Genomic DNA, 12,090 nt, shown 5'->3' with positions numbered 1-12,090 from the left:
GACGGGCAGGGAGGGCCGGGACTGCCTGCCGTGCTACCGTCGGCTGTTTGCCGCGTCGTCGTCCGGTGCCCCGATCGGGCCCCGGCCGGTGACCCCACACCCCGCCGCGCCTTCCTGGGTACGGTCCCCCCGAAGGAAGGTTCCCGGTGAGCGATTCGCCACGCTCTGCTGCCCGACCGCAGGACGACGAGTCCCCTGTCGTACCCGACGGCGCCGCCGTGCGACCTGCCGCGGTGACGTCCTTCGCGCCGTTCGGCCTCCCCGCGGCGATCGTGCGGACGCTCGACGAGCAGGGCGTGACGGTGCCCTACCCCATCCAGGCCGCGACACTGCCGGACGCGCTCGCGGGACGGGACGTCCTGGGCAGGGGCCGCACGGGATCCGGCAAGACGCTCGCCTTCGGCCTGGCTTTGCTGGCCCGCACGGCCGGGCGGCGCGCGCAGCCCAAGGAGCCGCTGGGGCTCGTGCTGGTCCCCACGCGGGAACTGGCACAGCAGGTCGCGGAGGCGCTCACTCCGTACGCCGACGCGCTGCGGCTGCGGCTCGCCACCGTGGTGGGGGGAGTGTCCCTCGGACGCCAGGCCGCCGCGCTGCGGGAGGGCGCCGAGATCGTCGTCGCCACGCCCGGCCGGCTGCACGACCTGATCGAGCGCAAGGGCTGCCGGCTGGGGCGCGTGCGCATCGTGGTCCTGGACGAGGCCGACCAGATGTGCGACCTGGGTTTCCTGCCGCAGGTCGGCGAGATCCTGGACCAGGTGCGGTCCGACGGGCAGACCATGATGTTCTCCGCCACGCTCGACGGGGACGTCGACGAACTGGTCCGCCGCCGGCTGCGCGACCCCGCCGTGCACGCGGTCGACCCTTCGTCGAGCTCGGTCGCCGGGATCGCGCACCACCTCTTCGTCGTGCACGGGCCCGACCGCTACGCCGTGGTCACGGAGATCGCCGCCCGGGACGGCCGTGTCCTGCTGTTCCTGGACACCAAGCACGGCGTCGATCAGCTGACGCGGCATCTACGGGGCAGCGGGGTCGCCGCGGCCGCCCTGCACAGCGGCAAGTCGCAGCCGCAGCGCACCCGGACCCTGGCCCAGTTCAAGGAGGGTCAGGTCACCTCACTGGTGGCGACCAACGTCGCCGCGCGCGGCCTGCACATCGACGACCTGGATCTCGTGGTCAACGTCGACCCGGCCACCGACCCGAAGGACTATCTGCACCGTGCCGGCCGCACCGCGCGGGCCGGCCGCTCCGGCACCGTCGTGAGCCTCGTCCTGCCGGGACAGCGCCGCGAGACGAGCCAGGTCCTCACGGACGCGGGCGTGGCTCCCACGGTCACGAAGGTACGGTCCGGCGAGGCGGAGCTGAGCCGGATCACCGGCGCCAAGGCCCCCTCCGGCCTGCCTCTCGACGGCGGGCCCTCCGCACCGCGTCCCAAGAACAACCCCGTCCCGTTCCGCGGCCTGGGCAGCGCCAAGGACGCCCGGAGCGGCTCCGGTGCCAAGCCGTCCCGCAGGACCAGCGAGGCCCGCAAGCTCGCGGAGGCCCGCAAGGCGGCCCGGGTACGCCGCAGCGGCTGAGCCGGGGGAGCGGCCGACGGCCCGGCGGCGACCCGATGCCCACCGGACGCGGGCGCCTCCGTTTCCGGCACCGGGCCGGCGGTCAGCGGGCACCGGGCCGCAGGTCAGCGCGTCAGGAACTCCAACTCCGGCCGGTCCCAGGGCACCGCGGGCGGGTTCGCGCCGACGGTTCCGGTGGGCTGTGCCCCGCTGCTGAGGTAGAAGCCCTCCGCCGGAGGATGCGACACCACCCGCACCCGGTCCAGCCCGGCGGCACGTGCCTCCGCTTTCATGTGCTCGACGAGGAGCCGCCCGATGCCCCGGCCCTGTGCCCCGTTGTCGACGAAGAGCAGGTCCAGCTCGGGCGGCAGCAGGACCAGCGAGTAGAAGCCCACGATCCGGCCGGCCGCGTCAGCGGTGTCGACGGCGGCGTAGACCCGGTGGTTCTCGATGTAGTCGGCCCCGACGCGGTAGCCCGCGACCATCGACGCGTACCGGCCCTCGTAGGCATGCGAGCCGCGCACGAGCCGTGTGAGCCGCTTGGCGTCGCGGGCGACGGCCCGCCGTACGACGAGGGCGCCGTGCCTGGAGGTAGGAGCCGAGTTCACGACGGGCATCTTACGAGGTCCGGGGCGTCGCCCGGCTCGGGCGCCCGGTCGTACGGACCCGCGCGGTGGCCGGGGGCGCGTCCCCGGCCACCGTCATGGGGTGCCGTGTGTCATGCCGTGCGTGCGGTCCACGGCGTCAGGGGAGGGTCCACTTCTGGTTGGGGCCGGTGTGGCAGGTCCACAGGTGGACGGGTGTGCCGTCGTTCCAGGTGCCGCCGGATGCGTCGAGGCATTTGCCGGACTGGGGGTTGCGCAGGGTGCCGTCGGTGTGGGGGGTCCATGTCTGGGCGCCGGTGCCGTTGCAGGTCCACAGCTGGATCCGGGTGCCGTCGGCGGTGGCGGCGCCGGAGATGTCGAGGCACTTGCCGAGGGCGCGAAGGGTGCCGTCGCCGGGCAGGGTCCATTTCTGGGCGCTGCTGGTGTTGCAGGTCCACAGTTGCACCTTGGTGCCGTCGGTGCTCTGGGCGTTGTCGACGTCCAGGCACTTGCCGCCCACGCCCTTCACCTCGCCCGAGCGGGGGCCGGGTTGGCTGCCGCCGCCCTGCTTGATGCGGATGTTCCGGAACGACACGGAGTCCCCGTCGCCGTGGTTCTGCAGGCCGATGTGGCCCTGCTGGAGACTGCGCGCGGGGTCGGTGCCGGTGAAGTCGTTGATCTTGCGGCCGTTGAGGAAGATCTCCAGCCGCTCCCCGGTGACCCGCAGTTCGAAGGTGTTCCACTCGCCGGGCGGGTTCAGTGCCGCGTCGCGCGCCGGCAGGTCGGCGGACTTGAATCCGTAGACCGCTCCGGTGGTGCGCGCCGCCTCGTCGGTGGCGTCGATCTGGATCTCGTAGCCGCGGTCCACCGCCGACCACGGGTCGTCCGACGCGGGGAAGCCGAGGAAGACGCCGGAGTTGTCGTCGCCGTCGGCGCGCCAGTCGAGTTTCAGCGAGTAGTCCCCGGTGAACTCCTTGGCGGAGTACCACAGCATTCCGAGCCCGCCGTGCGAGGTGAGGGTGCCGTCGGCGAGGGTGAAGCCGCCCGGCCCCGCCTGCTTCCAGCCCGCGGTGCCCGAACCGTCGAACAGGGGCGTGTAGCCGGTTTCGGGACGGCAGTCGGCCTCCGTCATCCCGGCGGCCCAGCGGACGCCGCCGAGCAGATGACGGCGGAACGCGGGCTCGGCGTACGACTCGTCGGTGTGGCCGCCGCCCGTGTAGAAGGCGCGGCCGCCCTGGTAGTCCTTGCACCAGGCGATCGGGTGGTCGCCCGACATGGTGCCGCCGGAATAGCTCGACTCGTCGAGCGAGGCGAGGACGTGGGCCGAAGTCCGCGGGTTGGTGCGGTAGTTGTACCACTCGTCGGTGCGCTGCCAGGTGCCGCCGAGGTGGGCGGTGGCATCGTGGGCCCGGTCCTCGACCTCGACGGTGGCGGACTGCACGGCGGGGTGGGAGTGGAAGAGCGCGCCGGCCAGCCCTGCGTAGAAGGGCCAGTCGTACTCGGTGTCGGCCGCGGCGTGGATGCCGACGTACCCGCCCCCGCCCTTGACGTAGCTCTCGAACGCGCTCTGCTGGGTGCCGTCGAGGACGTCGCCCGTGGTCGACAGGAAGGCGACCGCCTTGTACTGGGCGAGGTTGCCGGTGGTGAAGGCTCCGGCGTCCTCGGTGGCGTCGACGGTGAAGTTGTTGGCCGCACCGAGGTCCCGCAGGGCCGCTATGCCGTCGTCGATGGAGGAGTGCCGGAAGCCCGCCGTCTTGGAGAACACCAGGATCTTGTACGCCGGGTCGGCGGCCGCCGGGCGGGTGGCCGCCGCCGTTCGGGCGGCAGCGCGGGGATCGTCCGCGGGATCAGGCAGGGCGACGGACGGGGACGCCAGGCACAGCGCGGCGCCGGTGAGGAGGCCGAGGAGCGGCCGGATGGGGTGGCGCATGGAGGATCGCCTCCTTTCTACGGAAGGGTCCACTTCTGGTTGGGGCCGGTGTGGCAGGTCCACAGGTGGACGGGTGTGCCGTCGTTCCAGGTGCCGCCGGATGCGTCGAGGCATTTGCCGGACTGGGGGTTGCGCAGGGTGCCGTCGGTGTGGGGGGTCCATGTCTGGGCGCCGGTGCCGTTGCAGGTCCACAGCTGGATCCGGGTGCCGTCGGCGGTGGCGGCGCCGGAGATGTCGAGGCACTTGCCGAGGGCGCGAAGGGTGCCGTCGCCGGGCAGGGTCCATTTCTGGGCGCTGCTGGTGTTGCAGGTCCACAGTTGCACCTTGGTGCCGTCGGTGCTCTGGGCGTTGTCGACGTCCAGGCACTTGCCGCCCACGCCCTTCACCTCGCCGGAACGCTCCGAGCCGGCGGTGGTGAAGGCGAACTCGTCCACGTCGAACAGCGCACCGGTGCCGCCCTTGAAGACGAGGTGGAGCGTGGTGGAGCCGGCGGGCTGACCGCTCAGCGTCGCGGTCACGTCCTGGAACGTCTCCCACCCGCCGGTCACCGGCACGGTCGCCGTGCCGAGCAGGGTGCCGGTCGGGGATCCCGCGCGGACCTCGATGGTGCCGCCGGAGCCGGCCGAGGAGACCCGGGCGGTGAAGCGCGTGGCGCCGGTCAGGGCGTAGGGCTCGAAGGAGATCCAGTCGCCGTTGTCGATGTGGCCGACCGTCCTGCCGCCGTGTGCCGGGGTGTGGCTGACCACCTGGACGCCCGAGGAGTCGCCGTAGTGCTCGGCCTGGCGGTGGCTGGGCTGGGTCACGTGCTGGTCGTGCGTGGTCAGCGCGGGTTGGCCGTTGGCGCCCTCGTCCGTGTACTCGGCGTCGACGACGCCGAAGATGTTGGCGTTGGGATCGTGTTCACCGTCCGCGAGGGTCCGCAGGGTGCCCGAGCAGCCGGTCGCCGAGGTCTGCGGGTGGCCGTGGCTGTCGTGGCCGACGATGAACGTCACCTTGACCTTGGTGCAGTCGATCGTGCCGTCCTCGGGATCGGTGACCGTCACCTTGAACGGGATCGCGGCGCCGAAGTCGTAGATGCTTCCGTCGGCAGGCAGGTCCAGCCGCACCGTCGGGGCGGTGTTGCCCACCGTGATCTGCACCGACGCGGTCGCGGACTTGCCGGTCGTGTCCGTGACCTTCAACGTGGCCGTGTACTGGCCGTTCACGGTGTACGTGTGGGAGGGGCTGGCCGCGGTGGAGGTGCCGCCGTCGCCGAAGGTCCACGCGTGGCTCAGGGCGTCACCGTCGGCGTCGGAACTGCCGGCCGAGGAGAACGACACGGTCAAGGGGGCCTTGCCCGAGGTGACGTCGGCCTTGGCCTGGGCCACCGGGGCGTGGCCGTCCGTGACGTGCTCGATGCGGTACAGGGCGGAGTTCGCGTCGCCGTTGAAGTAGCCGGTGCCGTAATCGAGCACGTACAGGGCGCCGTCCGGTCCGAAGGCCATGTCCATCACCTGGGTGCCGCTCCAGGGGAAGCCGTTGATGGACTGCACGGTGCCGTCGCCGCCGGTCTCGATGCGTTTGATCCAGCGGCGGCCGAACTCGCCGGCGAAGAAGTCGCCGTCGTACTCCTGGGGGAACTTGACCTGGGAGGTGGAGGCGGCGTCGTAGCGGTAGACGGGACCGCCCATGGGCGACTCGGAGCCGCTGCCGAACTCCGGTACGGAGCCGCCGTCGTAGGGAATCCAGGCGGGCTGTGCGGGAGGCAGGTCGGTCAGCCCGGTGTTGCGCGGCGAGGTGTTCTTCGGTGCGGCGCAGTCGAACTTCGCGCCCGCGGTGCCGGTGGCGAAGTCGTGGTCGACATAGGCGTCGTTGCGGCCGGTGCAGTACGGCCAGCCGTAGTTGCCCGCCTTGGTGATGCGGTTGAACTCCACCTGGCCGGCCGGACCGCGGGTAGCACTGGCGGTACCGGAATCGGGCCCGTAGTCACCGAGGAGGACGGTGCCGGTGGCCTTGTCGACGCTCATCCGGAAGGGGTTGCGGAACCCCATCGCGTAGATCTCGGGCCGCGTCCTGGCCGTGCCCGGCGGGAAGAGGTTGCCCGGCGGTATGGCGTACGACCCGTCGGCGCCGACCTTGATGCGCAGGACCTTGCCCCGCAGGTCGTTGGTGTTGCCCGCCGAACGCTGCGCGTCGTAGGCCGGGTTGCGCGACGCGCGCTCGTCGATCGGGGTGAACCCGTCGGAGGCGAAGGGATTGGTGTCGTCCCCCGTCGACAGGTAGAGGTTGCCCTGCGCGTCGAAGTCGATGTCTCCGCCGACATGGCAGCAGATGCCCCGGGAGGCGGGGACGTCGAGGATCTTCTTCTCGCTCGCCAGGTCCAGGGTGCCGCTGCTGCCGAGGACGAACCGCGACAGCCGGTTGACGCCGTCGAAGGGGGCGAAGTCCGACGCCGACCCGTCGGAGGGGGCGTCGCCGCCCGGAGTGCTCGACTTCGGGGCGTAGTAGAGGTAGACGAATCGGTTGGACGCGAAGGCCGGGTCCACCGCGACGCCCTGCAGGCCCTCCTCGTCATGGCTGTACACCTCCACCTTGCCGGCCACCTTGGTGGTGCCGGCCGCGTCCGTGAGCCGGACGGTGCCGTCTCTGGAGGTGTGCAGGACCGAGCGGTCCGGAAGGACGGCGAGCGTCATCGGCTCGCCCGTCTCGGCCACGCCCTTGGCGAGGGTGACCTGTTGGAACTCATCGGCCGCGGCGCGGGGAGACGCCTCGGATCCTCCCGGGGCGGCGACCGCTGCCCCGGGGAGCAGACAGCTGACGGCACACGCCAAGGCCGTCACGAGCGAACGGACAAGTCTGGGTCTCACCACTTTTGAGCGCACAGAAGTCTCCCGCTGGGGTGGGGTGACGGCAGCCCGAAGGAGGAACTGCCGTGGGAGCACAGGCGCGCGCCGTCGCGCCGTCAAGCCATTGCATGCGCATGACCGGTCGCAAGGAAGTTAGCGGCCCCGCAACGAAGGCGTAACCCCTTTCGCATACGATCCCGGCACTTTTTCCATGATCAGGACAAAGTGGATCGAGCCGGCACGCGGGCCGGGCGTGGGCGCCGGTGCACCGCCCGGGGAGCGGGGGGACCGGCGCGGCGACCGGGCCTGCCTGGCGGCGACGCCGTGCTGCCGGCGTCCTCATCGCAGGTCCGTGCGTTACCCACGGAAACCCTTCCCCGCACGACCTCTCGTCCTCCACTATGAGCCGTCATACCCGCCGGTACGTCAGGTCTCCGCGCGGGTCGCAAGGCTGCAAGGAGGCGGCGCGATGGCTGGGGCCGACGACAGGGACCAGGGCGGTGCGGAGCCGGGCCACGGGCCGCACGGGGGCGTGCCCGACGCGCGGCTGACCGAGCTGCTGCGCGCCGACACGGCGACGGCGTACCCGGCACTGCAGGAACTGCGTGCCCGCCATCACCAGCACGTCCTCGCCTACGCCCGGCTGTGCGCCCCCAGCGAGTCGACAGCCCGGCAACTCGCGGCCCAGGCCTTCACGCTGGCGGCCCGGCAGGTCGCGCGCGGCATCGACCCGGGGCTGCCCTGGCGCCACCAGCTCCTCCTTCTGGTCACCCGGACGGCGCGGACCTGGGCCGGGGACGCGCGGGCGGCCGGCCTGGACCCGGGGCTGCTGCTCGTGCTGAACACGGTCGGCCCCTCCGGTCCGGTGCCCCCGATGCTCACCGCCTTCCAGTCCCTGCCCGCTCGGGCCCAGGGCCTGATCTGGTACGCCGTCGTGGAGGCGGAGCACGCGGACAGCGCGGCGGTGCTCCTCGGCCTGACCCCGGAGGACGTCACCCACGGCACGGACCGGGCGCTGCGCCAGCTGGCCCGGGCCTGCCTGCGCACCCGCCTCGCCTCCTCCGACGACCCGGACTGCCCCGACTTCGGCCGCCTCATCGAGGAGTCCGTACGTCCGGACAACCCTCGCGACAGCGCGGATCTGCACACCCACATGGCGCGTTGTCCGCACTGCGCCACGGCCCACGAAGAGCTGTCCGCCCTGCGGGACGCACCGCGTCCGGCCCTGGCGGAGGGCCTGCTGCCGTGGGGCGGCACGGCCTACGTGACCGGCGACCACGCGGCCCCGGACGCCGCCACGGGGTGGGACCGGTCCCTCGGAACACACGCCCCGGGGGAGGAGGACCGGACCGCGGGGGCTCCGGACCGCCGGCGTGCCCTGCTGGTCTCGGCGGCGATCGGGGTGACCCTGCTGTCCCTGGCGGCCTTCCTGGTGGCGCGGGACGGCTCACCGGCACAGGACCCGGTGAGCGCGGAGCGCCTTCCGCCGAGCGCGCCTCCCGTGGCGGTCACGGTGACGGCCACCGTGTCGGCGACACCGTCGACGTCCTCGCCCTCCCCCTCACCCGAGCCGACGCGGAAGCCCACCTCTCCGCCACCGAGCAAGTCACCGACCAAGAGCGCGAGTCCGGAGCCGAAGACTCCACCCACCCGCCCGCCCTCCGGAGCCTTCGCCCAGGTCGTCAACGTCGGTTCGGGGTTGTGCCTGGACGTGGAGGGCGCCTTCTCCAACGGCACCGACGTCGTCACGGCGACCTGCTCCGCCGCCCGCACGCAGCGCTGGCGCGTCGATGCCGACCGGGGAGTGGTGCAGTCGGCCGCCGACCCCGACTACTGCCTGGACAGCCGCGGCGCCACGCACCGGGGCGTCGGCATCTGGAGCTGCGACTCGGTGGAGGGCCGCAACGGCCGCAACCTCACGTTCGTCGTCGACGGGAACGGCCTGATCCGGCCCGCCATCGCCTTCCACACGGCCGTCACCCCCGACGGCGGCGCCGGAGACGGACTGTCGCTCCAGCCGTCGAGCGGGGACGCCGGACAACGATGGCGCGCGGGGTCCGCCTGACCGCTGCGGCGAGCGGCCGTAGGTCCTGGTGCACACACCGACTGCGGCCCCGTCGACCCCGCGCCGCTTCCGCTGCCGCGAACTCGGCACCGGACGCCTGCAATTCAACTATTGCGCGCCCAACACATGAATCGCGGGTCGACAACTGCCCTTTCTTCACGGGGTTTCGAATCGGTCGGGTTCTCGTTCGGCCATGCGGTCTGCACCAATAGTGCACCCCGACGAGACGCCCGGTCGGCAATCGCTTGCTGCGGAAATCGGCGGCGCCTACCCAGAATTGATGCGACTACGTCGGCGGTCGCCGCACGGTCACACATTCTCGACAGGGTGCGCGCACAAGGGGCGGAGGTGTGAGGGAGACGTGTGGGGAGACGGTGGCTGATTCGCGCCCCGCTGACCTGCTGTTCCGGCACTGATCCGCTTCAAGTCCTTGATCTGCGCACATCAATAGGTCAGGTTCGAGGCGGACCCGATGCAGGTTCGGTCCGAACTCCCACACCCCCCACACCACCTGACGAGGAGAACCCTCACATGGCATCTCGCGCATTCACACGCAGAATGCAGCTCCTCACCGCAACGGCTGTCGTCACCACCATGACGGCCGTCGGAACGGCACACGCACACACAGCGCCGGAACCCACCCCCGCCGAAGGCACCGTGTACGGCCTCGGCGCCGAGGGAGCCGTACCCGGCAGCTTCATCGTCACGCTGGACGAGAAGGCCGACAAGTCCGCACTCGCCGAGGAATACGGCGGCAAGCTCAAGCGCACCTACTCGACCGCCCTCAACGGCTTCTCCGCCGGCGGTCTTTCGTCCGCCGAGGCCAAGCGACTCGCCGCCGACCCGTCCGTCGCCCGGGTCGTACAGGTCAAGAAGTTCAGCATCACCGCCACCCAGGACAACCCGCCCTCCTGGGGCCTGGACCGCCTGGACCAGGCGGACACGGCCGGCGACGGCAAGTACACCTACCCCGACGGCGCGGGTGAAGGCGTCACGGCGTACGTCATCGACACCGGCGTGCGCATCACGCACAAGGACCTGGCCGGACGGGCCACGTCGGGCTTCGACGCGGTGGACAACGACAACGACGCCAGTGACGGCAACGGGCACGGCACCCATGTCGCCGGCACGATCGCCGGCACCGCCCACGGCGTCGCCAAGAAGGCCAAGATCGTCGCCGTCCGGGTGCTCGACGACAGCGGTTCGGGAACGACCGAGCAGGTCATCGCGGGGATCGACTGGGTCGCCAAGAACCACCAGGGCCCGTCCGTCGCGAACATGAGCCTGGGCGGTGGCGCCGACCCGGCCATCGACGAAGCCGTGAAGAAGGCCATCGCCGCCGGTGTCACCTTCGGCGTCGCCGCCGGGAACGAGTCCTCGGACGCCGGGCAGGGCTCCCCGGCCCGGGTCGCCGAAGCCCTCACCGTCGCCTCCTCGACCAAGGACGACCAGCAGTCCGACTTCTCCAACTTCGGCTCGGTGGTGGACATCTACGCCCCCGGCTCGGACATCACCTCCGCCTGGAACGACAGTGACGGCGGCACCAAGACGATCTCGGGCACGTCCATGGCCACTCCGCACGTCGTGGGCGCCGCCGCCGTCTACCTGGCGGGCCACCAGGACGCCACGCCGGACCAGGTCGCCAAGGCGCTGACCGACGGCGCCGTCCCCGACAAGATCTCCAACCCCTCGCAGGGCACCGCCAACAAGCTGCTCAAGATAGTCGAGTAGCCGCACCCGCCCGACGCCCGCCGCGCTGCCCCCACCGGGGCTGCGGCGGGCGCCGGCCGTCGGCAGGGTGCCGGTGCCGGTGCCCGACCGGGCTGCGGACGGCGTACGCCGCGGGGCCGCCTTCGAGATGTGGGCCCGCCCGACGCGTCCCGGAGCCCGTCGATCTCCTGCTGCCCGACGAGCCGACGGACCACCTGCCGGAGAAGTGCGACGGCCCCCGGACGCCGGGGCGGCAGGACGCTTCAGGGTTGGGCGGGGCCATCGGGCCGGGGTGGCCGGGTGGGGCCGTCGGGCCGGGGAGGCCGGGTGGTCGCCTGGTAGGCGTCGAAGTCCGCTCGGCCGCCCGCGCCCAGGACCCCGGTCTGAGCGGCGAGTCGGCTGGGGGGCTGCCGGCGCAGTTCCTGGCGGGCGAGGCGGGAGACGAGCGCCGGGAAGGCGGGCCGCAGCGGCTGGCACCAGCGCAGCCACGGGGGCGCGTAGATGTGCCGGGCGCGTCGCGTGATGCCGGAGGTCAGCCAGCCCGAGACCTCGGCGGTGCTGTGCACCTTGCGGGCGAAGCGGGGCTGGTTGCGGCGCAGGGCCTGCAGGACGGGGTGATCGTCGATGCCCGTGATCATGTCGGTTCCGGTCCAGTGCAGATAAGCGATGCCGACACCGATCCCGTCCGGCTCCACCTCGCCCCGCAGGGCCAGGGCGAACGACTCGACCCCGGCCTTGGACGCGCAGTAGGCGCTCATCAGCGGGGAGGAGCCGAAGGCGGCGGTCGAGGCGATCTGCAGGAAGTAGCCCCTGGTCTGCATGAGGTGGGGCAGGAAGGCGCGGGCGGTGTTGGCCGAGCCGGTGAGGTTGACGTCGATGACCCGCTGCCACAGGTCGGCCGGTGTGTGCACGAAGGGCCCGCCGGTGGCGATCCCCGCATTGGCCACGACGACGCTCGCGGGCCCCAACCGGGTGCTGATCTCGCGGGCGGCGTGATCGAGCGCCTCCCGGTCGGTGACGTCGGTCTCGACGCACAGGCTCCGGCCGGGCAAGGCGTCCGCGGCCTGGCGGAGGGTGGCCTCCTCGCGCCCTATCAGCGCGACCAGCATCCCTGCATCGGACAGACGCCGCGCGAGGGCCGCGCCCACACCTCGGGCGGCTCCGGTCACGACGGCGACCCGCCCCGCCAAGGGGGATCCGGCCGCCCCTTCGAACCGTCCCGACCCGGGGACCTCACTCATACGTCCTCGTTCCCGTCACCGCACCGCCCCGCCGGCGGCACTCTCGCACCTCTTCGGTCATACCCGCCGATACAGATGCGTTCGAGACCAGTGACCCATTCGGCGCACCTGGCCACGGCGCGTGAACGGCACGACATACGACGCACGACGCACGACGCACGGCGTGCCGCGTACCTGCTGAG

At 72.1% G+C, this 12,090-nt stretch carries 7 protein-coding genes; 3 read left to right on the top strand and 4 right to left on the bottom strand.

Translation table 11 applies throughout. The features are described 5' to 3' along the window. Nucleotides 1-218: 218 nt before the first annotated feature. Nucleotides 219-1,574, top strand: a complete 1,356-nt coding sequence (locus tag ACFYWG_RS01580; RefSeq protein ID WP_389199424.1) for a DEAD/DEAH box helicase — start codon at nt 219-221, stop codon at nt 1,572-1,574. A gap of 104 nt (nt 1,575-1,678) precedes the next feature. Here ACFYWG_RS01580 and ACFYWG_RS01575 read toward each other — a convergent pair whose 3' ends face one another. The 3 genes from ACFYWG_RS01575 to ACFYWG_RS01565 form a co-directional block, all read right to left on the bottom strand. Then, nucleotides 1,679-2,170: a GNAT family N-acetyltransferase gene (locus tag ACFYWG_RS01575; protein ID WP_385413567.1), complete on the bottom strand. Its 492-nt coding sequence runs from the start codon at nt 2,168-2,170 to the stop codon at nt 1,679-1,681. A 127-nt stretch (nt 2,171-2,297) separates the two neighbouring features. Further along, complete coding sequence (locus ACFYWG_RS01570) at nt 2,298-4,067, bottom strand: ThuA domain-containing protein (protein ID WP_389198584.1); 1,770 nt, start codon at nt 4,065-4,067, stop codon at nt 2,298-2,300. A 17-nt stretch (nt 4,068-4,084) separates the two neighbouring features. Beyond that, nucleotides 4,085-6,856, bottom strand: coding sequence for a PQQ-dependent sugar dehydrogenase (locus ACFYWG_RS01565; RefSeq protein ID WP_389199422.1), 2,772 nt, complete (start codon nt 6,854-6,856; stop codon nt 4,085-4,087). 505 nt (nt 6,857-7,361) lie between these two features. On the opposite strand from ACFYWG_RS01565, the gene ACFYWG_RS01560 reads away from it, so the two are divergent. Both ACFYWG_RS01560 and ACFYWG_RS01555 read left to right on the top strand, forming a co-directional pair. Continuing rightward, nucleotides 7,362-8,957 carry a ricin-type beta-trefoil lectin domain protein gene (locus ACFYWG_RS01560; RefSeq protein ID WP_389198582.1) on the top strand — a complete coding sequence of 532 codons (1,596 nt, stop codon included), beginning with the start codon at nt 7,362-7,364 and terminating at the stop codon, nt 8,955-8,957. 531 nt (nt 8,958-9,488) lie between these two features. Then, a complete protein-coding gene (locus ACFYWG_RS01555; protein ID WP_383508196.1) occupies nt 9,489-10,688 on the top strand; it encodes a S8 family peptidase in 1,200 nt (399 codons plus the stop codon). Nucleotides 10,689-10,930: 242 nt separating this feature from the next. Here ACFYWG_RS01555 and ACFYWG_RS01550 read toward each other — a convergent pair whose 3' ends face one another. After that, nucleotides 10,931-11,908, bottom strand: coding sequence for an SDR family oxidoreductase (locus ACFYWG_RS01550; protein WP_389198580.1), 978 nt, complete (start codon nt 11,906-11,908; stop codon nt 10,931-10,933). Between the last annotated feature and the right edge of the window lie 182 nt (nt 11,909-12,090).

Origin of the sequence: Streptomyces sp. NPDC003456 (assembly GCF_042878735.1) — a bacterium.
In the GTDB taxonomy this organism is placed as follows: domain Bacteria; phylum Actinomycetota; class Actinomycetes; order Streptomycetales; family Streptomycetaceae; genus Streptomyces.
This window is presented reverse-complemented; position numbering and strand designations above follow the sequence as displayed.